The sequence below is a fragment of the Acinetobacter sp. AOR18_HL genome (assembly GCF_027855145.1).
In the GTDB taxonomy this organism is placed as follows: Bacteria; Pseudomonadota; Gammaproteobacteria; order Pseudomonadales; family Moraxellaceae; genus Acinetobacter; species Acinetobacter pittii.
On the sequence record NZ_JAKTIG010000013.1, the window covers coordinates 1 to 20,550 of the forward strand.

Consider the following 20,550-nt stretch of genomic DNA (forward strand, 5'->3'; position numbering starts at 1 on the left):
GGGACTGTTCTAAATTTTGTGTAAGTACTTAATTTTCATTTATCCTTCAGAGGATAATTACAAAAGGTACTTCACATGGATGAAGCAACAATCAAAAGTATGGCTGCCGAATTGGCTAAAGGTCTAAAAACACCAGAAGACTTAAACCAAATGACAGCAGTCTTTAAAAAATTCATGATTGAAACTGCACTCAATACTGAACTTTCAGACCATCTCGGTTATGAAAAGCATCAGCCCAAGAAAGGCTCAAATAGCCGTAATGGGTTTAGTTCTAAAACCATTACAACTCAAGATGGACAACTGGCTTTAGATATTCCCCGTGATCGAGAAGGTTCATTTGAGCCACAAATTATCAAAAAGCACCAAACACGCATCACCAGTATGGATGACCAAATCCTCTCACTGTATGCAAAAGGAATGACTAATAGGGAAATTGTAGCCTTCTTCAAAGAAATGTACGATGCCGATGTGTCAGCATCTCTCATCAGCAAAGTTACCGATGCTGTGATTGAGCAAGTGACTGAGTGGCAAAATAGAGCCTTAGATAGCCTTTATCCTGTTGTCTATCTTGACTGTATTGTTGTCAAAGTCCGTCAGCACTCCAATGTGATTAACAAGTCCGTATACCTTGCTTTAGGCATCAATATGGATGGGCAAAAAGAATTACTGGGTATGTGGATTGCTCAGACAGAAGGTGCCAAATTCTGGCTGTCAGTCATGACAGAGCTAAAAAATCGAGGAGTACAGGACATTCTTGTTGCCTGTGTAGATGGATTAAAAGGCTTCCCTGACGCGATAGCCTCTGTTTACCCTCATACTGATATTCAACTGTGTATCGTGCATGTTGTACGCAATAGCCTGAGATTTGTAAGCTGGAAAGACTACAAAGCTGTTACGTCGGGTCTGAAAGCGATTTATCAGGCAAGTACAGAGGAAAATGCTTTAAAATCCCTAGACATCTTCTGTGATCAATGGAATCACCAGTATCCCAAAATTGGAGAATCCTGGCGGGCCAATTGGGAAAATATCCGAACGATCTTTAGCTATCCAGCCGAAATACGTCATGCAATTTATACAACAAATGCGATTGAGTCGTTGAATAGCGTAATACGCCATTCAACGAAGAAAAGGAAAATCTTTTCATCTGATGACTCAGTAAAGAAGGTCATTTACTTAGCAACATCAAATGCTGCGAAGAAATGGACGATGCCAATTCAAAATTGGCGTTTAGCAATGAATTGGTTTACGATTCAGTTCGATGATCGATTAAAAGATCATTTATAAAAAATGGAACTTACACAAAATAATTTACAGGCTCGCGGCAATCCCTGAAAAGATCAATGCAGTTGTTGGACGATCAAGCTCTTCGGCACCATCACGGCGGATAATTTCATAAACCAGACGGGGTGACAGTTTCTCATGTTCTTCGACTGCCATTTTTTCACGCCAGCTTAAAGTTTTCTCGATTTTCTTTTCCTCTATTTCATGGTCCATCAGGTTTACTCCTCACTGAATAAATATCTTATATTTATTGTTTTATTTATTGTTAAGGCAGTGTTCAGGATAAATCTAGTCTATTCATAACAGCTTTATGTGTCTTTTTATAAATCGAATGCACAATGGTCAGATCATCAATCACAAAATCAAAGAAAAGTATAAGCTCTTAAAGTACGGATGAGTGCCATATAGTCGCCTTGAGAGGCTTTAGCAATAACAGATTCAACCTCTGCCTGACTCCAGCCTTGTTTTAAGGCAGAAGTACTAAAGTTGTTTAATAAGACCAAAGGATTTTCACCAAAATGGATTGGATGATTCATTAATCTCTTTTCAAGCTTAGATAATTCCATAGGTTCACCCGAGTTTTTAAATTTAATTATTGTGAAGTACTTTGTGTTTTTTTAGATTTTAGTGTTTTAAATTAAGCTTATGCAAGTGTTAATTTATAGAAATAGACAAATCTGTCTACATTGTTTGGGGCGCATGGCGCTGAATATAAAAAAACCGGGCTTTAGCCCGGTTTTTTATGAAGTTTTACTGATTAGATGTCAGATAAATCTACGCCTAAACGAGCAGCAACTTCTTCATAAGCTTCAACAACACCGCCTAAACCTTGACGGAAACGGTCTTTGTCGAGTTTCTTCTTAGAGTCTTTATCCCATAAACGGCAGCCGTCTGGAGAGAACTCATCACCAAGCACGATGCGGTCATGGAAAACACCGAATTCAAGCTTGAAGTCCACCAAAATCATGTTGCCTTCAGCAAATAAAGCTTTTAATACATCGTTTACTTTATAAGTTAAAACTTTCATTTGTTCTAACTGTTCAGCAGTTGCCCAACCTAAAGCAATCGCTTGAGATTCGTTAACCATTGGGTCGCCTAGACCGTCATCTTTATAGAACAATTCAAATGTAGGAGGAGTTAACTCTTTACCTTCTTCTACACCTAAGCGACGGCATAGAGAACCAGCTGCGTAGTTACGAATTACACATTCAACTGGAATCATTTGAAGTTTTTTAACAAGCACTTCAGTTGGAGAAAGCAATTTTTCAAAATGCGTTTCAATACCCGCAGCAGCAAGTTTTTCCATGATGAAGGCGTTAAAACGGTTGTTCACCTTGCCTTTACGATCTAGTTGTTCGATTTTTTCGCCGTTGAACGCAGAGGCATCATCACGAAAGACTAAAATCAGATGGTCGGCATTGTCTGTTTCATATACAGATTTTGCTTTACCAGTATAGAGCAAGGTTTGTTTTAACATGAGGGAACCTTTTTAAAAAAAATGCCTAGTAAACGACTAGGCTGGCCAATTTTGGTAAATCTGGTTTAGCACTTCAGTAGCCACATCTGGGCTTGCAAAAGTGTTATCTACATTAAATAGAGCAAGAGTATGACTAGAACCTACACCAGTAAGTTTAAGCACATAAGTATTGTCATTTACTTTAATCGTCGCTTGATTACTGCCTTGAGCGATGATGTTGAAATTTAAAGTACTTAAAGTTGCTTTGGTGTATTGCCAGATCTCGGCTGTATTTCCATCAACTTTTAACAACGGGTTTTTATTACCGTCAGTCACAAGCTGAGGACGTCCAAGCGCAGTCGTCGTTTGAGCAGAGGCATCTAGTGTCGCATTACCTTGCGTTTGTTCAGGGCGTGGCAGTGCATAGCGGTTGCCACGCTTATTTTCAAACTTCGGTGCGTTATCGATAGCGCGCTGTTCTACAGTTGGTGCAGGATACAAAGGTGTCGCTGGTCGTACAGTTGCATCGGCAGGATACTCAAGCGGGGCAAGTTGCTTGGCATTTTTATAATCTAAAGAGTGATTATTAATTGCGAAGCGACCACAACCAGCTAAACTTAAGGCTGAAACTGCAAGGACTAAACCAAGACGTAATTGCATCATAAATTGCTCTTATTAAATAATTCCCGCATCTTTTAGGGCATTGCGGAGAGGTTCGCGATATTGCTCAGCGAGAGGAGTGAGTGGTAAGCGAATACCAGTATCAATCAGTCCCATCTCATGTAGTGCCCATTTCACAGGAATTGGGTTTGATTCGCAAAATAGAATATTGTGTAAATTTGCAATCTTATTGTTAAGCGTCTTCGCTTGTTGTTCATCTTTGGCAATCGCAACAGCACATACTTCACTCATTGCTTTAGGTGCAATATTTGCAGTAACCGAGATATTACCATCAGCGCCAAGAAGCATAAGTTCCCATGCTGTCTCATCATCACCTGAGTACACAGCCATCTTGCCGTTTAATGCCTCAATTAAAGCTTTACCACGAGGTACATCACCTGTTGCATCTTTAATGCCAACAATATTCGAGATCTCTGCTAAACGTACAGCTGTGTCGTTTGAAAGGTCTACGCCAGTACGACCAGGTACGTTATAGAGAATAAGCGGTAATTCAACAGCTTCAGCAATCGCTTTATAGTGTTGGTAAAGGCCCTCTTGGGTTGGCTTGTTATAATATGGTGTTACAAGTAAAGCTGCATCAGCACCGAGGTCTTTAGCAGCTTTAGTTAATTCGATTGCTTCACGGGTTGAGTTTGCACCAGTACCGGCAATAATTGGAATACGTTTATTGGCTACACGAATAATTTCTTTAATAACCTGTGTGTGCTCTTCCATGCTCAATGTTGAGGCTTCGCCGGTTGTACCGACGGCTACAATACTGTTTGTACCTTGTTCTATGTGCCACTCAACCAGCTTCTCAAGACCCTTCCAATCTACACCGCCGTCTTTCAACATGGGTGTGACGATTGCGACGATTGAGCCTTGAATGGTCTGTGCTTGCTGAGTCATTTTTAAAAATATCCTATTTATCCATCCGAATCTGAGGTAAGAAAAACAAAATGTGGGATGGTTGCAGTATTTTGATTGTCCAGTTCTAACAATAACAGATTGTTGAATGACAATTATGCAAATTATGACTGATCAGACGCATAAGAACAATACGCCTAACGGATAATCGCGATGTAAACTTGAGGAAAAGATAGGATGTTTTCATTATTGCGCGCTAAGAATACCTAGTAAACATAACAATACGGCTTGATTCGACTGAGCCTTACTTAATATGGGCTTTTTTTGTGGCAAGATAGAATGCAATTTCCCAGTTGGGATTGAAGATGACATGAAAATGAATAAACAACTACAAAATGCGGTTTTAATCGTAGTTGATGTACAAAATGGTTTTACACCGGGTGGAAATTTAGCAGTTGCCGACGCCGATACAATTATTCCAACCATTAACCAACTTGCTGGTTGTTTTGAAAATGTCGTCCTGACTCAGGACTGGCACCCGGATAATCATATCTCTTTTGCAGCCAATCATTTTGGCAAGCAGCCATTTGAAACAATTGAACTCGACTATGGACTACAGGTGCTTTGGCCTAAGCATTGTGTACAAGGTACTCAAGATGCCGAGTTTCATCCTGATTTAAATATTCCGACAGCTCAACTGATTATTCGAAAAGGCTTTCATGCTCATATTGATAGCTACTCGGCTTTTATAGAAGCTGATCACTCTACAACGACGGGTTTAACGGGTTATCTAAAAGAGCGCGGTATTGATACGGTTTATGTGGTCGGAATTGCTACGGACTTTTGTGTAGCATGGACTGCTTTAGACGCAGTTAAGCAAGGTTTTAAAACTTTAGTGGTTGAAGATGCTTGTAAAGGGATTGATCTGAATGGTTCGTTAGAACAAGCATGGCAAACCATGCAGCAGCAAGGTGTTGTCCGTATTCAGTCGACTGATCTGTTGAGTAAGCGCTAAGTATATTGCTCTGGTTTTTAACTTTCATATTTTAATTTTTAGGGATAGAAAGTATGGCTGCATTCCTACGCTTTACCCAATTTATTCAAAAAACTTTTGCCCTATGGGTGATTGTTTTTGCAGCATTAGCGCTATGGCAGCCTGAACTTTTTGTCTGGCTCAAAGCATACATCCCATGGATTTTGGGCATTATTATGCTTGGTATGGGAATGACCATGACCGTCGATGACTTTAAAGGAGTATTACAAAGCCCTAAAGCGGTATTGATTGGGGTGGTAGCGCAGTTTGTCGTAATGCCTGGCTTGGCATATGTTTTATGTAAATTATTTAATTTACCGCCTGAAATTGCGGTTGGGGTCATTTTGGTGGGTTGTTGCCCAGGGGGAACGGCTTCAAATGTGATTACCTATATGGCCAAAGGCAATGTGGCTTTATCGGTAGCCTGTACATCGGTATCAACACTTTTAGCACCTGTATTAACCCCTGCGATTTTCTATCTGCTTGCCAGCCAATGGCTAAAGATTGATGCAGCTTCAATGTTTATTTCGATTTTGCAGGTGGTGCTACTACCTATTATCGTTGGTTTGATTTTAAGAACATGGCTTAAACGTCAGGTCGAATCTTATATTCAAGTGATGCCTTTAGTTTCGGTCATTGCAATTGTAGCGATTGTGGCAGCTATTATTGGTGGAAGCAAAGCAGCAATTTTACAGTCTGGTTTGCTTATTTTAGCAGTGGTGATCTTACATAATGGGCTTGGATATTTATTAGGTTTTACCGCAGCGCGTTTCTTTAAATTACCTTATGCGGACAGTAAGGCGATTGCTATTGAGGTGGGGATGCAAAACTCAGGCTTAGGTGTTGCACTTGCAGCAGTCCATTTTGCTGCTTCTCCGATTACAGCTGTACCAAGCGCAATTTTCAGTCTTTGGCATAATATTTCTGGGCCTGCGCTTGCGACTTATTGGGCAAGTAAACACAAACAAGAATAACTGTATAAACAACATTCATTAGGAAAGAAGGCCAAATGAATAGTTTGGCCTTTTCATTTAAAGCATATTTTAGGGGAGCTAAAGCTAGAACTGGTATGTCTTTTGCTTTGAATTTATGCACTAAAAATAACGTGAATATGAGTATAAATCGTAAAGAAAAATAAGGCATTTCCTTGATGAATCAGATTTTTAAATTATTTATTCCCATGCTCTCAAGCAATTTAATTCTAGTTTTAAGTGGATTGATTGATATTGCTTATGTAGGGCATTTTAGTAACGATCATGTAGCAGCATTATCGGTAACCTTATCTTTATATACAGTGATTTATGTCATTGGTATGGGAATTCTGCAAGGTGTGATGCTCAAGCTTTCAGAAGCTTATGGTTCCCATGACATACCACGCATTCGTCAAATTTTTATTCAAGGCATCTGGCTGATGTTATGTTCGGCATTGCTGAGTATTGGCTTGCTTTACTTGTTCCGCGATTTACCAAAATTATTTGGTGCATCTGAACATGTTGTGTCAATTACTAAAAACTGTATTTGGCTTTTGGTATTTATTTTACCTGCCCATTTACTGATGCGCTTATTTACAGCTTTGTCTCAGGTCACTGAAAATGCGCATAAGGTTTTACTATCAGATAGTATTTTCTTCATTCTTAAAATTATTTTGTCCTATCTTTTGATTTATGGTGTCGCTTCATTTTCAATTCCGCCACTCGGTGCGATAGGGGCTTTGTTAGCCACCCTTATTGTACGGTGGTTTATGCTGGCTATTTATTACCTGTTTTTCCTAGAGAAAGGATACATCTTTATTGAACAACCAGAGCAGTCAGTTGAAGATAGCTGCCAAAGTCTGCGTATGATTTTAAAAATAGGTATACCGACTGCGATCATGGCGTTGATGGACGTCGTTGCATTTTGTTCGGTTGCCATTCTGATTTTGCCTTTTGGGAGTGTAGTGTCAGCAGCCCATCAAATTGTCGCAAGCACTGGCGGGTTCATGTTTATTTTTCCTTCATCAATTGCCTCGGCCTATAGCATTTTGGTGTCACGATCTATGGGCAGCGGGAACATGCAAGAAGCAAACAAAATTGCCAGACAAAGTATATGGGTGATTATGGCAGTGAGTGGCAGTCTATCTCTGGGTTTATGGCTGGAGAGGGACTTAATTGTCACGTTATATTCAGACGATTTGGCCGTGCAGATTTTGGCTGCATCGTTGTTGTTGATTGTATGTCTGTCTCACTTTCTAGATGGCTTAATGACGTTATTGACCTCTTTGCTGCGTTGTTGGGATGTGTCGATTTTACCAATGCTGATTTTCTTGGTCGTGGTGTTATGTTTCGGATTAGGCGGTGGTTGGTGGATGGCCTACAAAGGACTGCATTGGCAGGATATCTCGATTTCTGCGATGGGAATTTATGGCTTCTGGTGGATGGCTGCCATAAGTTATTTAGTGGCTTGTCTAATGAGTGCCATCTGTTTCCATTTTAGAAAACAATTAAGAGGTTTTTGATTAGGTAGATCAACACACTCTTAAAGAGGATGTTCTACTAACCAATCTTCAATCTCATTTTCAGAAATTACTTCAAAGCCATGGCGCTGCAAAAGCGCCGTGGTGATTCCAACTCCCGTAATTTTCTCACCTTGAAAAGTACCGTTATAAATTTTTTGACTACCACAAGATGGGCTATTCTCTTTTAAAACCACACAAGTTGCTTTTATTTGCTGTGCAACTTCTAGGGTGCGGTAAGCACCTTTTAAATATAACTCTGTCACATCTAAACCAGATAAATCAGTAATTCTTGCTTTGCCATCAAGCACATCTTGACCTGTTCCGCCCACAATTTCTGCAGGTAAACGGGGAGTGGTAAAACCACCTAATAGCTCTGGGCATAATGCTTGGGCTTTTTTATTGATTAATAGCTGCTTAAGTCGGGTATTTGGACAGGATTTACCATCATATCGAACAGGTTCACCAATTAAACATGCGCTGACTAAAAGCATAGTTTTCCAAACTCAAAGCAAGAGAGATTTTTGAAGATAAAGAATCATAAACAGAATATCGAATATGACAATTGATTTTAAAAACAGGCAAACTAAAAGATTACTAAAATTATGCAATTCATAATTAAGTTATGTATTGCATAATTTAATTGTTTTTAGTAGCATCTAATTCAAGGTAAATGGCCATTGGAGATCCAACAAGGATGTTGGTCTCCATAAATCTATAAATGATTTTTAGGAAAAGACGATTTTTAAAGGTTTATTGAAAAATCTCAATCGTACTTTTAGATAACAAAGGACAGTGTGTATGGAAAATAAACACCACATGGAACGGAAATTAATCATTAAAAGCTCTACGCTCATCATATCTTCATTTTAATGACTCGTTTTTTTCTCATAGGATGCGTTGGGTTAAGCCAATTTGACGGTTCAAATACTCACCCAATAGCAACGTATTCTATAGAGAAAGGAGCTGAGTTCATCAGCAATAGAGATAAACGGAACAGGTAATCACCAGAGGGAAACTAGATGGATATTTTAGAGAACCCATTAGAATTATGCGGTTTTGCATTTATTGAGTTTGTTTCAAAAGAAAATGAATTAGATCCAGTTTTTGAAACAATCGGCTTTTCAAAAGTAGCCAAGCATAAATCGAAAGAAGCGTACTTATGGCGTCAAGGAAATATCAATATTATCCTGAATTATCAGCCAGAATCTTATGCTTCATTCTTCTTTAATGAACATGGTCCATCTGCTTGTGCGATGGGTTTTAAAACACGTGATGCAGCAAAAGCTTTCCAAAAAGCAGTAGAGCTTGGTGCTGAACCAATGTATTCAAAAGTTGGGCCAATGGAGCTCAACATCCCGGCAATCAAAGGTATTGGTGGTATGCCAATCTTTTTAGTTGACCGTGATATTTATGAAAATGACTTTGTTTTCTTTGATGATGCTGAGAAACGTCCAGTAGGGGCAGGTTTAAACGAGATTGACCACTTAACTCATAACGTCTACAAAGGCCGTATGGAGTATTGGGCAAACTTCTATGAGAAAATCTTTAACTTCCAAGAAATTCGCTACTTTGATATTAAAGGCGAATATACAGGTTTAACGTCTAAAGCATTAACAGCACCAGACGGTAAGATCCGTATTCCGCTAAACGAAGATTCAGACAAAGGAAACGGCCAAATTGCAGAGTTCCTCTCTGACTTTAATGGCGAAGGTATTCAGCATATCGCGTTTATTTGTGATGACTTAATCTCGACTTGGGATAAGTTAAAAGGCCTTGGTCTGAAATTCATGACTCCGCCGCCAAATACGTATTATGAAATGCTAGAAGATCGTTTACCTGAGCATGGTGAACCGACTGATGAATTAAAACAGCGCGGTATTTTGCTTGATGGTAATACTAAAGACGGTCAGAAAAAGCTGTTATTGCAAATTTTCTCTGAAAACATGATTGGTCCAGTTTTCTTTGAATTTATTCAACGTAAAGATGATGACGGCTTTGGTGAAGGTAACTTCAAGGCGTTATTTGAGTCGATTGAACGTGACCAGATTCGCCGTGGTGTATTAGAAACTAAATAAATAAGCTGAGCTTTATTCCTGATCTAAAAAAACCAAGAGTTTGATCTCTTGGTTTTTTTATCGCTATTGATTAGCGGCTTTTAATATATTGATTGATGAGCTGCACTTCATTTTTCAAGATTTCAATCGTTTTACTGTGAGGGTCGACTGGTAAAAACATTTCACTGTCTAGTGCGACAATACAAAACTCAATGCTTTGGTTTGAATTAAACACAGGTAAACCCACCGCATTAATTCCTGTCAGTAAATCACCTTTCGCTGCCGACATTTGTTGCTGGCGAATGGTGTCTTTAAGCTCTGTAAATGCGTGCCAGTTTTGCGGTGCGATGTGCAGACCAAGTTCCTGATGCTTTTGCCATTCTGCTTCCATTAAGGGACGAACAAAATGTTCTGGAAGATAAGAAGCAAATAAACGTCCAGCAGCAGAATTGACTAAAGGCATAATCGAGCCGACTTTAGTGACAATCGAAATAGGGTGGTTTGATTCAATCGACTGAACCACGACAGGGCCTTTTGGTGACCATTTACTAATTTGTATACCGCAACCAATTTTGTTTTGTAGGTCGTAAATTAAATGCTGTACCAGCTGTAGTGTGTCGCTATGCTGGACACAGTTGAGACCTAAGCGCCATGCCTGATCACCTAAAGCATATTGCCCATCATCAAGCTGTTTTGCATATTCCATGCGAATAAGGCTGACCAGATAGCGGTGAACCTTGGCAGGATGCATTTCTAGCTTGCTAGACAGATCTTTGAGAATAATAGGTTGATTGTGTTCCAAAAGGGCGTTTAGTACAGATAAACCGACTTCAAGTGATTGAACCCCCCCAGATACTTTTTCTTCAATCATTTAAATACCCTTAATAAATTTACTTCAGCTGTTAAACAGTGACGATCAAAACATAAATTGAAATTGGCGCGTTTTACATCATGCCTGAGCCTAGTGAAAAATAGAAATCACCTTTTTCTATTAGCGAAATTGACATGTTTAATAACCAACAATTTTTTTAAATCACTATGCTCTTATTTATAGCGCAATTTTCTAGAAATTTAGCGGTTTTAAATAATATAAATCGGCATTGATATAGAACTGCTCTTAAAACAATTCTAATCAATGCCGATTTTTTATTACGCTCTTTAAAAATTAGGTTCCTAACTCTTCTTCATGCAAGAAATGAGTATGGTGCGGAGCGCGTTTGGTTTTGCTCCATTCCTCTAGCATTTCAGCTTTCATTTCTTCTGTAATTTTTGCAATTTTTTCTTCAGCATGAGCATCGTTATAAGTCAGTTCTAAACGATGGCCATTTGGATCGAAGAAGTAAATTGAGTGGAAAATACCATGGTTGGTTACGCCTAAAACTTTCACACCATTTTCTTCTAAATGTTGCTTGGCAGCCATCAACGCATTTAAGTCTTCAACTTCAAAAGCAATATGTTGTACCCATTGCGGAGTATTTTCATCTCGACCCATTTCTGGTTGAGTTGGCAATTCAAAAAATGCTAAAACGTTGCCTTGACCAGCATCTAAGAATAAATGCATGTATGGGTCAAAGGCTTTAGTTGACGGCACATGGTCTTCAGCAAAAGCTAAAATAAAGTCCATATTGAGCATTTTTTTATACCACTCAACAGTTTCTTTCGCATCCTTACAACGATATGCAACGTGATGTATTTTTTTAATAGCAAATGTCATATTAAAACTCCTTTTTACTATTCCCAATCTGGTTGTTGTTCTGGCGCCGCGTTATAAAAGGCTGGGATAGACAAACAATGGTGATAAATCGATTCAATTTTTGGAAACGCAGATAAATCAATCTTGAAGCGTTTCGCGTTGTAGACCTGTGGAATCAGGCAGCAATCGGCAATAGTTGCTTGTTGTCCAAAGCAAAATTGTCCATTTGAATCTTGAAGTTGCTGTTCGAGATTTTGAAAGCCTTCAATAATCCAGTGCTGATACCAATAATTTTTCTGCTCATCTGAAACATTTAAGTCATTTTTTAAATATTTCAGTACGCGTAAGTTATTTAATGGATGAATATCGCAAGCGATTGCTTGAGCAAAAGCGCGAACTTTTGCTCTCTCTTGCACATCACTTGGAAGTAGTTTGGTTTCTGGATATTGCTCATCTAGATATTCCAAAATACTTAACGATTGAGACAAGGTTAAATCGCCGTCAATTAAAGTCGGAACTAGAGCACTACTGTTTAACTTTAAATAGTCTTCGCTTTGCTGTTCATTTTTTACCAGATGAACTGGAACAGTCTCATAAGCTAAACCTTTAATGTTTAGACCAATCCGTACTCTGTAGGCTGCAGAGCTACGAAAGTAACTATACAGCTTCATAGTCAGGCTCCGAAGTTTCTGCAAAATCGAAATTTAATGCAGGAAGGACTGTATTTCGAACTTCACCGAAGCCAATGCGAATACCATTTTTCTCACAGTGACCTTTCATAATGAGTGTATCGCCGTCTTGCAAGAAACCACGAGTTTCACCATTGGCAAGTGTTAAAGGCTTGGTGGTGTTCCATGTAAGCTCAAGCAAGCTGCCATACGAATCTGGTGTAGAACCTGAAATAGTACCTGAACCCATTAAATCACCAACCTGAACGTTACAGCCGCCAATGGTGTGGTGAGTGAGCTGCTGAGCCATAGACCAGTACATATATTTGAAATTAGTTTGGCAAATCACGTCAGCTTGTGCCGATTTCGGGCTTTGAATTTCAACACTCAAATTAATGTCATAACTATTCGCGATATTTTCTTGTAAATACGTTAAAGGTTTAGGCTCTTGTTTTGGGCCTTCCACTTTAAATGGCTCAAGTGCTTCAAGTGTGACTACCCAAGGTGAGATGGCACTAGCAAATGATTTTGAATTGAAAGGGCCTAAAGGCACATATTCCCATTGCTGGATATCGCGTGCTGACCAGTCATTGAGTAATACCACTCCAAAAATATGATCCCAAGCATTTTCAATAGAGATCGGCTGGCCAAGCTCTGTTGGTTTACCAATAACAAATGCTGTTTCAAGTTCGAAATCGAGTTTACGCGTAGCTGAGAAAACTGGGCGCTCTTCATTTGGAAGTTTAATTTGACCAGATGGACGCACGACTTGAGTGCCACTGACGACAACAGAGCTAGCACGGCCGTTATAACCAACAGGCAATTCAGTCCAGTTTGGCAGTAAAGCATTTTTAGGGTCGCGGAACATACAGCCTACATTGGTGGCATGTTCTTTAGAAGAATAGAAATCGGTATAACCAGATACTTGAAGTGGTAAATGCAAAGTAACGCTGTCTTGCTTAACCAAAACTTCCTGACGCAATGCTTCATTTTCTTGAAGCGTTAAATTTTCAACCGAGAGAAGAGACTGTAGTGTCTTACGAACTTTTGACCAGTTGGCTTTTCCAGACTCGATAAATTTATTCAGAGTAGGCTGGTTAAAGTATGTGTCTTGTTCTGAAAGTTTTAAAAGACCATGCTTTTCAAGAGCAGCGAGATCAATCACCCAATCACCAATAGCTACACCAACTTGACGCTCACTTTCGTTAGCTCTGCTAAAAACACCGTAAGGCAAATTATGAATAGTGAAATCTGATTGAGGTGAAACTTCAATAAAAGAGTTTAGTTTTTGTTCCATTTTCGCTTCCTTGTCTTTATCTCGGGTCTTATACAAATAAAAGTTCGGTCTAGGACTGAGCTACTCAATAAGTTTTAACCTTTGCTTAGATCATCTTTTGTCTTATGAGTTTGATATAGACCGAGCACAACCAATTGCTTCATGTCTCTATAATACTGATTTCATCAAATTACGCAATACATAATTTAATTACACATTTCATAATAATTGTCATTTCTTGTATTTTCTGTTTTCATTCGCGGTCATGAGAAAAGTCACGCAATTATTTTTTCATGAATCTCTATGAAAGTTTGATCAATTTATGATATACGTAATTTATTGGAAAAAAATTACGTGACACGGATGAGAATAATCATATGTCAGCACAAGAGCAAGGAAACCTGAAACATGGTTTGAGTAATCGGCACATCCAGCTTATTGCATTGGGTGGGGCGATTGGCACAGGGCTTTTTCTTGGTATATCACAATCGATTAAATTAGCAGGTCCATCGGTCATCCTCGGTTATGCCATTGCAGGATTTATTGCTTTTTTAATGATGCGTCAGCTTGGTGAAATGGTGGTAGAAGAGCCAGTTAGTGGATCTTTTAGTCATTTTGCCTACAAATATTGGGGACCATTTGCAGGGTTCATGTCAGGATGGAACTATTGGGTACTCAATGTACTCGTCTGTATGGCAGAACTAAGCGCAATTGGTCTTTACATTCAATATTGGTGGCCGCAAATCCCGACGTGGGCATCTGCTTTAGCCTTCTTTGTCTTAATTAATGGCATTAATCTGCTACACGTTAAGTTTTTTGGCGAAATGGAATTTTGGTTTTCTATTGTCAAAATCTTAGCGATTCTTGCAATGATTGGCTTTGGTTCATATCTACTTGCAACAGGCACAGCAGGTCCACAGGCAAGCATTTCAAACCTTTGGGCACTTGGCGGTTTCTTCCCGTTCGGTGTTGAAGGCTTAGTGATGGCAATGGCGGTCATTATTTTTGCTTTTGGTGGTATTGAGCTTTTCGGTATTACTGCAGCTGAAGCACGTGACCCTGATAAAACTTTACCTAAAGCTGTGAATCAAATTATTTATCGTATTTTGATTTTCTACATTGCGACGCTTTTTGTTTTATTCTCGCTGTTCCCATGGAACCAAATGGCACAAGGCGGAAGCCCGTTTGTAATGGTCTTTGCTTCTTTAGATAGCCAAGGCATAGCAACGTTATTGAACTTTGTGATTTTGACCGCTGCGGTTTCAGTTTATAACGGGACAAGTTATTGCAGTAGCCGTATGTTATTAGGCCTTGCACAACAAGGAAATGCACCAAAAGTATTTGCACGTATTAATAAACGCGGTATTCCAACCAACGCAGTGATCCTTTCTGCGGCAGTCACTATTTTATGTGTACTGTTAAATTATATTTTCCCTGAAAAAGCATTTGGTTTACTCATGATGCTTGTGGTTGCAGCGATTGTAATTAACTGGGTTGTAATTTCATGGACGCATTTAAAATTCCGCAAATATATGCAGCGCCAAGGGCAAACAACGAAGTTCCCAAGCTTTATGTATCCGTTTAGCAACTATCTATGCATACTGTTTATGCTGGGTATTTTGGTCGTGATGTCTTTAACACCAGATATGCGTGTTGCGGTCATGATGATTCCTGGCTGGATCTTGTGTTTGATGGTGGCTTACCAATTTAAACGCCGAAAATTAAAAGCTGAGCAGTCTGTACCTGCCTTAGAAGCAGATATTTAATAAATTATTGAGTTGTATTTAAAAAAGGACGTATCTCATACGTCCTTTTTTATTTTTAAAATTTAGCAACAGAAATTAAAGGATTTTATTATTGTTATAATATAACATTTCATTAATTTGATGATGAGCAATTTTCCCATTTTTGGTGAAGATAGAGCATATTTATGAAGCGTTATTTCGGTTTAATTTTATTATCTCTCACAGCGTGTAGCACTCAAACTCCCAAGCCAACAATCCCTCTGCACAACCAGACCTCTTTACCTCAACCTACAAAAACAGTGGTCAGAATAAAGCCTCAGCCTGAGGCGTATGTTGCATGGTTAGCAACAGCAGATCATCGTCAGTCTGTGCAAGCTTACAAGCAATTTCTTAAACAAAAGGGTCTTGCCGATTTAGTGCCAGACCATGAATTATTAAGCTCAGCTCGAGACTGGCAAAAATGTGGAGTTGAGCCTTACGCGGTGCCACCACGCGAGATTTGGTCCAATATTGTTCCGACGCTTAGCATTTTAAAAGCGTTAGTTGAGGATGGTGTAATTAATGATTTTGAAGTGACTTCGGTCTACCGAGCATTATCTCTAAACCGCTGTGCAGGTGGTGCTGATGCTTCCCGACATGTCTTTAATGCAGCGCTTGATTTTAGAATTGGGCCAGAACAGCCTACCGATTTAGACCAATTCAATATTCAGCAAACCAAAACCAAACTTTGTCAGTTTTGGGCCACAAAAGGCCAAGCGCTTAATATGGGACTAGGTGTTTATGCTTCAGGACAAATCCATATTGATAGCCAAGGATTCCGTGCATGGGGGCCTGACCATCACTACAAAACCTCAATTTGTCAGGGACTATAAAAGCAATTTTTTCAACGACTAAGTAAATTGATTTAAACAAAAGCGGAATAAAAACTTGATCAATAGTTATGTTATAACATAACATTATTATGGTTTAGAAATAGATTACGCCTGTGATCTGGCCATATCTAAATGGCCAGCCATGATCAGTTTAAATATTATTCGAAGAGATCAAGCCATGCGCACTGCAATCGCCAACTCATTTGCCAAGCTTCCCGTCACTGTTTTATCAGGCTTTTTGGGTGCAGGAAAAACCACATTACTCAACCATATTTTAAATAATCGTGAAGGCCGCCGTATTGCCGTGATTGTCAATGATATGTCTGAGGTGAATATTGATGCCGCATTAGTACGCGAAGGTGGGGCAGAGCTTTCAAGAACGGATGAAAAGCTGGTTGAAATGAGTAATGGCTGTATCTGTTGTACGTTACGCGAAGATTTATTGGTTGAGGTGAGACGTTTAGCCGACGAAGGGCGATTTGATCAATTGGTGATTGAGTCAACTGGCATTTCTGAACCACTGCCTGTTGCAGAAACCTTTACCTTTGAAGATGAAGATGGAAACTCACTCAATGAGTTTGCTCGACTCGACACCATGGTTACGGTAGTCGATGCTTTTAACTTTCTTAAAGACTACAGTTCAGTCGACTCACTGCAACAACGTGGTGAGTCATTAGGCGAGCAAGATGAAAGAACTGTAGTCGATCTTCTCATTGATCAAATCGAGTTTTGTGATGTGATTGTGCTGAATAAAATTGATCTGATTGATCGGGCTCAGCAAGACCAGCTTATCGCCATTTTAAGAACTCTAAACCCGCGTGCCCGAATTGAAATTGCTCAATTTGGAAAGATTGCCTTAGATAAAATTTTAAATACGCAATTATTCGATTTTGATGAAGCTGCCCAAGCACCAGGTTGGTTAAAAGAGTTACGTGGTGAGCATACGCCAGAGACTGAAGAGTATGGAATCAGTAGCTTTGTTTACCGCGCTCGCCGACCTTTCCATCCAGAGCGTTTTTATGATTTGGTTCAGGCTGAATGGCCGGGAGTCGTGCGTTCTAAGGGCTTTTTCTGGTTGGCTGCCGAACCGACATTGGCTTATTCATGGTCACAAGCAGGTGCAATGGCTCGACACGGCTTGGCAGGTTATTGGTGGGCCGCCGTTGCAGAAGAAGATTGGCCGAGTGACCTAGCCAGCATTGAACAAATTAAGAAAAATTGGGATGCCCGCACAGGTGATGCACGTCAGGAGCTGGTATTAATTGGTATGCAAATGGATGAGCAAGCTTTAATAGAACGCTTAGACCGTTGTTTATTAAATGATGAAGAAATGGCTTTAGGTCCACAAGCTTGGCAGAGCTGGTCGAACCCTTTTAAGCAAGATGATGAAACCATGTTGATTGCTTAATTAAAAAAGCCCCTATTTAAAAGGGGCTTTTTTTTATGATTTATCTTTAATGAAAACCTTTCGAATGTAGGTGTTAAGTGGGGTGGAATAATATTTTTCAATTGCTGCGCTAATGATGAAAGTTAAAATCAGATAGCCAATTAAAAGCATAATTTTGATGCTAGAGTCAGTTTGAGCCGGAATAAAAGCAACCTTCATAAGGCCCAGCACAACCAGATGAAACAAATAAGTTTCATAACTTCTTTGCCCCAACCAGACCATCACTTTGGTCAATAGGTTATGCGCCTGTGTTTCGGAAGGATGCTGAAAACACAAAATGAGTAGACCTGTAGCAAAAGCAAATAAGCTGATACCCCATGTACTGACTTCTTTAATTGGCGCATATAAATATAGAGCGGTCATACTCAAAATAATCAACCACGAAAGAGGTTTTTTATAGGGCCAATTTGGCTGATATTTATGAGAGAAAATGGCAGTTAAACAGCCAATTGCTATACCATCAAAACTCGAAAAATAGTGATATAAATAGGCACCGCTTTCTTCTCCAAAATGGAGAGACCTAAAATAAGGCCCATATAAAATCACGCCAATTAGTACAGCAACAAAGACCTTATTACTACGCGTAAGTAGACACAATAATGGAAAAACAAAGTAAAAAACTTCTTCTACAGAGAGTGACCACAACACCCCCAAAGCATAGTTTACCCAACCAAATTTAATAATCAGGATATTCATCCAGAAGGTTAAAGCTGCAAAAATTGTTAGTGGATAGGAAACCTCAATGCCATTCGGGGCTTGGTTCATAAAGGGTTTTAAGTCAAACGAACCGAGTATGCTTACCCCAAAAATGAGTAATACCAGACACGGTAAAATACGTGCTGCCCGTCGGATATAAAAATGCTTGAGGTTAATTGCAGAAAATTGTTTGTCTCGTTTTAAAGTGTGATGAGTAATTAAAAAACCCGAAATCACAAAAAACATGGTGACGCCATAATTTCCGTTTCTTGCGATGACTGTGCTAAATGCTTCACCTAAAAAATCAAAACCTAACCATGTATCTTTAAGTTTATAGGGAATATTAAAATGATGTAAAAGAACCAAAAGGATAGAGATTCCTCGAAGAATATCTATTTTATAATTACGCATTCGATGTGCTTCCAGTTTTATTAATATACTGTGTGGCAGAAGAATACTATCGATCAGTTATTTTAAATAAAAGTTTTAAGCATCATTTCGTAAACCCGAAAAAATGATATTTTTGTTTTCTTGGATGGGGCACTGGCTTAGCAGAAATAACTATTAAATAAATATTGATAAAATCCTAATATATTTGAATTTCTCTACATAAAACTTTAAATTAGCTCTTATCGAGCTATGTTTATTTTTTAAACTTTTTAAAATCTATTTATTTCATAAATTAACATGTTGTATGTGGTTGTATATACATAGCATGTCAACTAAAATACTTTTTTGCCTGCCGCCTTTTTGAGTATTTGTTATGCCCAGAACATCAAAACAAGAACATGCTGAGCTTTCGATTGAAGCTGATAGTCCAGTTCCTTTATATCAACGCGTCAAACAGCTGATTTCACAAAAGATTTATGAAGGCTCGTGGGCTGTAAATAAAAAAATTCCTTCGGAAAGTGAACTGGTTAATCAACTCGGCTGTAGCCGTATGACGGTAAACCGTGCGCTACGTGAGTTAACGACTGAGGGTTTACTTGTGCGAATTCAGGGCGTTGGTTCTTTCGTAGCTGAAGGGCAAGGCCGAACTGCACTTTTTCAAATTAATAATATTGCCGATGAGATTATTGCACGAAACCATAAGCACCACGCTGAAGTTTTAGTCCTAGAACAAGTTTATGCAAATGCAGAGCAAAGCGTGTTAATGCAGACTCGTGAAGGGCAAAGATTATTTCATTCGATTATTGTGCATTATGAAAATGATGTACCTGTTCAGGTCGAAGATCGTTTAGTTGATGCAGCACTGATTCCAGATTATTTAGAACAAGATTTTAAAACCATTACCCCAAATGCTTACCTCATGGCAAAAGCTCCCGTGACAGAAGGCGAGCATATTGTTGAGGCCGTTTTAGCATCTCCTCAAGAGTGTAAGTGGTTAAAGATTACTAAAGCTGAGCCATGCTTACTCATTCGCCGCCGCACATGGTCAAACAAACAACTCATTTCAAGTGCGCGTTTGATCTATCCGGGTAGCCGCTACTATCTCGAAGGGAAATTTAATCCATGATTGAATTGATCAGGGCCGATCAATATACAAAAATGCTTTGGAAAAACGGTGCAGGCTTTACTTTAGAAATTGCTCGAAGCCTAGGTGAGGCTGACTTTGACTGGCGTATTTCGATGGCAGATGTGACCACTTCTGGGCCATTTTCGCTATTTCCCAATAAGCAGCGCATTATTAGCGTTCTTGATGGGAAGGGTATGGTGCTGCATGTCGATGATCTTCCTGCCAAAACGCTGAACCAAGGTGATATTTTTGCTTTCCATGGCGAGAATCAGGTCCAAAGTGAACTGGTCGACGGTGCAATTCGAGATTTAAATTTAATTTATGATCCTGCAAAGTTTCATGCTCGTTTTCAGTGGTTGAATGATGCAGCGGAGCAGGCATTTATCAGTTCGGCAGACCTGATTTTCATTTTTAATCAGGGTAGTGAAACGGAAGTGAACGTTGATGATCATTCCGTTCAGATTGCTGCTAATGAGACTTTAAAAATTGAAAAAAATACTGGGGTAACATCGGTTCATTTTACTCAAACTCAAGCAAAAAGTTGTTATGTTATTGAGCTAATTCAACGTTAAAAATTAAGTAATTTGCTTATTCAAAAGCACATGTCTACTGAAAAGACATGTGCTTTTTTTATACCTGATATAAAAATAAATTAATTTAATTCATAAGTTTATTGAATTTTATTAAAAAAATATCAGTCACCCTCTTCACGCCGAAAAATATTTGTGTAGTATATGGATGTATATACAAGTTAATACATTACTATACAAATGCAGAGACAAGTGATGTTCT

20 protein-coding genes and 1 pseudogene are annotated in these 20,550 nt (G+C 39.1%); 10 read left to right on the top strand and 11 right to left on the bottom strand.

What is annotated here, in order from left to right; translation table 11 throughout:
* Positions 1 to 75 precede the first annotated feature (75 nt).
* The gene (locus tag MKL51_RS03890; RefSeq protein ID WP_000343018.1) at positions 76 to 1,284 is read left to right on the top strand and encodes an IS256-like element ISAba26 family transposase; all 1,209 of its coding nucleotides are present in this window, start codon (positions 76 to 78) and stop codon (positions 1,282 to 1,284) included.
* 27 nt (positions 1,285 to 1,311) lie between these two features.
* Here the strand turns inward: MKL51_RS03890 and MKL51_RS03895 are convergent.
* The 5 genes and pseudogenes from MKL51_RS03895 to dapA all read right to left on the bottom strand — a co-directional run.
* A pseudogene (locus MKL51_RS03895) lies at positions 1,312 to 1,494 on the bottom strand (formate/nitrite transporter family protein); the annotation flags it as partial.
* 149 nt (positions 1,495 to 1,643) lie between these two features.
* On the bottom strand, positions 1,644 to 1,847 hold the full coding sequence (locus tag MKL51_RS03900) for a hypothetical protein (RefSeq protein ID WP_005804340.1): 204 nt from the start codon (positions 1,845 to 1,847) through the stop codon (positions 1,644 to 1,646).
* 191 nt (positions 1,848 to 2,038) lie between these two features.
* Positions 2,039 to 2,758 (bottom strand): phosphoribosylaminoimidazolesuccinocarboxamide synthase, encoded by a 720-nt coding sequence (gene purC / locus MKL51_RS03905; RefSeq protein WP_002119240.1) that lies wholly within the window; start codon positions 2,756 to 2,758, stop codon positions 2,039 to 2,041.
* 36 nt (positions 2,759 to 2,794) lie between these two features.
* Positions 2,795 to 3,397, bottom strand: a complete 603-nt coding sequence (locus MKL51_RS03910; RefSeq protein WP_005804342.1) for a hypothetical protein — start codon at positions 3,395 to 3,397, stop codon at positions 2,795 to 2,797.
* A gap of 15 nt (positions 3,398 to 3,412) precedes the next feature.
* Complete coding sequence (gene dapA, locus MKL51_RS03915) at positions 3,413 to 4,306, bottom strand: 4-hydroxy-tetrahydrodipicolinate synthase (RefSeq protein ID WP_005804343.1); 894 nt, start codon at positions 4,304 to 4,306, stop codon at positions 3,413 to 3,415.
* Positions 4,307 to 4,634: 328 nt separating this feature from the next.
* Between dapA and pncA the strand changes: the two genes are divergently transcribed.
* The 3 genes from pncA to MKL51_RS03930 all read left to right on the top strand — a co-directional run bounded on the left by pncA (position 4,635) and on the right by MKL51_RS03930 (position 7,791).
* Positions 4,635 to 5,279, top strand: coding sequence for a bifunctional nicotinamidase/pyrazinamidase (pncA, locus tag MKL51_RS03920; RefSeq protein ID WP_032006641.1), 645 nt, complete (start codon positions 4,635 to 4,637; stop codon positions 5,277 to 5,279).
* A 53-nt stretch (positions 5,280 to 5,332) separates the two neighbouring features.
* Complete coding sequence (locus MKL51_RS03925) at positions 5,333 to 6,271, top strand: bile acid:sodium symporter family protein (RefSeq protein ID WP_032006642.1); 939 nt, start codon at positions 5,333 to 5,335, stop codon at positions 6,269 to 6,271.
* Positions 6,272 to 6,447: 176 nt separating this feature from the next.
* Positions 6,448 to 7,791, top strand: a complete 1,344-nt coding sequence (locus tag MKL51_RS03930; protein WP_057090030.1) for an MATE family efflux transporter — start codon at positions 6,448 to 6,450, stop codon at positions 7,789 to 7,791.
* A gap of 20 nt (positions 7,792 to 7,811) precedes the next feature.
* Here the strand turns inward: MKL51_RS03930 and MKL51_RS03935 are convergent, their stop codons facing one another.
* Positions 7,812 to 8,282 (bottom strand): DUF523 domain-containing protein, encoded by a 471-nt coding sequence (locus MKL51_RS03935; protein WP_017481872.1) that lies wholly within the window; start codon positions 8,280 to 8,282, stop codon positions 7,812 to 7,814.
* 528 nt (positions 8,283 to 8,810) lie between these two features.
* On the opposite strand from MKL51_RS03935, the gene hppD reads away from it, so the two are divergent.
* Positions 8,811 to 9,866 (top strand): 4-hydroxyphenylpyruvate dioxygenase, encoded by a 1,056-nt coding sequence (gene hppD, locus MKL51_RS03940; RefSeq protein ID WP_002119157.1) that lies wholly within the window; start codon positions 8,811 to 8,813, stop codon positions 9,864 to 9,866.
* A gap of 70 nt (positions 9,867 to 9,936) precedes the next feature.
* Here the strand turns inward: hppD and MKL51_RS03945 are convergent, their stop codons facing one another.
* The 4 genes from MKL51_RS03945 to fahA form a co-directional block, all read right to left on the bottom strand.
* Complete coding sequence (locus MKL51_RS03945) at positions 9,937 to 10,716, bottom strand: IclR family transcriptional regulator (RefSeq protein ID WP_017481871.1); 780 nt, start codon at positions 10,714 to 10,716, stop codon at positions 9,937 to 9,939.
* A 294-nt stretch (positions 10,717 to 11,010) separates the two neighbouring features.
* Complete coding sequence (locus tag MKL51_RS03950; protein WP_005066622.1) at positions 11,011 to 11,559, bottom strand: VOC family protein; 549 nt, start codon at positions 11,557 to 11,559, stop codon at positions 11,011 to 11,013.
* A 17-nt stretch (positions 11,560 to 11,576) separates the two neighbouring features.
* The gene (maiA, locus tag MKL51_RS03955) at positions 11,577 to 12,209 is read right to left on the bottom strand and encodes a maleylacetoacetate isomerase (protein ID WP_019767343.1); all 633 of its coding nucleotides are present in this window, start codon (positions 12,207 to 12,209) and stop codon (positions 11,577 to 11,579) included.
* Positions 12,196 to 13,503 (bottom strand): fumarylacetoacetase, encoded by a 1,308-nt coding sequence (fahA, locus tag MKL51_RS03960; RefSeq protein ID WP_032006644.1) that lies wholly within the window; start codon positions 13,501 to 13,503, stop codon positions 12,196 to 12,198. The genes maiA and fahA overlap by 14 nt, the downstream gene beginning before the upstream one ends.
* A gap of 356 nt (positions 13,504 to 13,859) precedes the next feature.
* Here fahA and MKL51_RS03965 point away from each other — a divergent pair, with 356 nt between their 5' ends.
* The 3 genes from MKL51_RS03965 to zigA all read left to right on the top strand — a co-directional run bounded on the left by MKL51_RS03965 (position 13,860) and on the right by zigA (position 17,507).
* Positions 13,860 to 15,248, top strand: coding sequence for an amino acid permease (locus tag MKL51_RS03965; RefSeq protein ID WP_002119258.1), 1,389 nt, complete (start codon positions 13,860 to 13,862; stop codon positions 15,246 to 15,248).
* A 164-nt stretch (positions 15,249 to 15,412) separates the two neighbouring features.
* Complete coding sequence (gene zrlA / locus MKL51_RS03970) at positions 15,413 to 16,099, top strand: D-Ala-D-Ala carboxypeptidase ZrlA (RefSeq protein ID WP_032006645.1); 687 nt, start codon at positions 15,413 to 15,415, stop codon at positions 16,097 to 16,099.
* A gap of 142 nt (positions 16,100 to 16,241) precedes the next feature.
* A complete protein-coding gene (gene zigA, locus MKL51_RS03975; RefSeq protein WP_078224880.1) occupies positions 16,242 to 17,507 on the top strand; it encodes a zinc metallochaperone GTPase ZigA in 1,266 nt (421 codons plus the stop codon).
* A 33-nt stretch (positions 17,508 to 17,540) separates the two neighbouring features.
* On the opposite strand, the gene MKL51_RS03980 is transcribed toward zigA, so the two are convergent.
* Positions 17,541 to 18,653, bottom strand: coding sequence for an acyltransferase family protein (locus tag MKL51_RS03980; RefSeq protein WP_032006647.1), 1,113 nt, complete (start codon positions 18,651 to 18,653; stop codon positions 17,541 to 17,543).
* Between the two features lie 352 nt (positions 18,654 to 19,005).
* On the opposite strand from MKL51_RS03980, the gene hutC reads away from it, so the two are divergent.
* Together hutC and MKL51_RS03990 are read left to right on the top strand one after the other, a co-directional pair.
* A complete protein-coding gene (gene hutC / locus MKL51_RS03985; RefSeq protein WP_032052367.1) occupies positions 19,006 to 19,758 on the top strand; it encodes a histidine utilization repressor in 753 nt (250 codons plus the stop codon).
* Positions 19,755 to 20,330 (top strand): HutD/Ves family protein, encoded by a 576-nt coding sequence (locus tag MKL51_RS03990; RefSeq protein WP_032006649.1) that lies wholly within the window; start codon positions 19,755 to 19,757, stop codon positions 20,328 to 20,330. Before hutC ends, MKL51_RS03990 begins: the two co-directional genes overlap by 4 nt.
* The last annotated feature ends 220 nt before the right edge of the window (positions 20,331 to 20,550 follow it).

What these genes read in the sequence shown, in the direction of transcription:
- MKL51_RS03945 (WP_017481871.1), bottom strand. Translation starts at nt 10,716, where the DNA reads ATGATTGAAGAAAAAGTATCTGGGGGGGTTCAATCACTTGAAGTCGGT.
- MKL51_RS03890 (WP_000343018.1), top strand. Translation starts at nt 76, where the DNA reads ATGGATGAAGCAACAATCAAAAGTATGGCTGCCGAATTGGCTAAAGGT.
- dapA (WP_005804343.1), bottom strand. Translation starts at nt 4,306, where the DNA reads ATGACTCAGCAAGCACAGACCATTCAAGGCTCAATCGTCGCAATCGTC.
- MKL51_RS03925 (WP_032006642.1), top strand. Translation starts at nt 5,333, where the DNA reads ATGGCTGCATTCCTACGCTTTACCCAATTTATTCAAAAAACTTTTGCC.
- MKL51_RS03930 (WP_057090030.1), top strand. Translation starts at nt 6,448, where the DNA reads ATGAATCAGATTTTTAAATTATTTATTCCCATGCTCTCAAGCAATTTA.
- MKL51_RS03990 (WP_032006649.1), top strand. Translation starts at nt 19,755, where the DNA reads ATGATTGAATTGATCAGGGCCGATCAATATACAAAAATGCTTTGGAAA.
- purC (WP_002119240.1), bottom strand. Translation starts at nt 2,758, where the DNA reads ATGTTAAAACAAACCTTGCTCTATACTGGTAAAGCAAAATCTGTATAT.
- MKL51_RS03910 (WP_005804342.1), bottom strand. Translation starts at nt 3,397, where the DNA reads ATGCAATTACGTCTTGGTTTAGTCCTTGCAGTTTCAGCCTTAAGTTTA.
- MKL51_RS03965 (WP_002119258.1), top strand. Translation starts at nt 13,860, where the DNA reads ATGTCAGCACAAGAGCAAGGAAACCTGAAACATGGTTTGAGTAATCGG.
- maiA (WP_019767343.1), bottom strand. Translation starts at nt 12,209, where the DNA reads ATGAAGCTGTATAGTTACTTTCGTAGCTCTGCAGCCTACAGAGTACGG.
- MKL51_RS03980 (WP_032006647.1), bottom strand. Translation starts at nt 18,653, where the DNA reads ATGCGTAATTATAAAATAGATATTCTTCGAGGAATCTCTATCCTTTTG.
- zrlA (WP_032006645.1), top strand. Translation starts at nt 15,413, where the DNA reads ATGAAGCGTTATTTCGGTTTAATTTTATTATCTCTCACAGCGTGTAGC.
- fahA (WP_032006644.1), bottom strand. Translation starts at nt 13,503, where the DNA reads ATGGAACAAAAACTAAACTCTTTTATTGAAGTTTCACCTCAATCAGAT.
- zigA (WP_078224880.1), top strand. Translation starts at nt 16,242, where the DNA reads ATGATCAGTTTAAATATTATTCGAAGAGATCAAGCCATGCGCACTGCA.
- MKL51_RS03900 (WP_005804340.1), bottom strand. Translation starts at nt 1,847, where the DNA reads ATGGAATTATCTAAGCTTGAAAAGAGATTAATGAATCATCCAATCCAT.
- hutC (WP_032052367.1), top strand. Translation starts at nt 19,006, where the DNA reads ATGCCCAGAACATCAAAACAAGAACATGCTGAGCTTTCGATTGAAGCT.
- MKL51_RS03950 (WP_005066622.1), bottom strand. Translation starts at nt 11,559, where the DNA reads ATGACATTTGCTATTAAAAAAATACATCACGTTGCATATCGTTGTAAG.
- pncA (WP_032006641.1), top strand. Translation starts at nt 4,635, where the DNA reads ATGAAAATGAATAAACAACTACAAAATGCGGTTTTAATCGTAGTTGAT.
- hppD (WP_002119157.1), top strand. Translation starts at nt 8,811, where the DNA reads ATGGATATTTTAGAGAACCCATTAGAATTATGCGGTTTTGCATTTATT.
- MKL51_RS03935 (WP_017481872.1), bottom strand. Translation starts at nt 8,282, where the DNA reads ATGCTTTTAGTCAGCGCATGTTTAATTGGTGAACCTGTTCGATATGAT.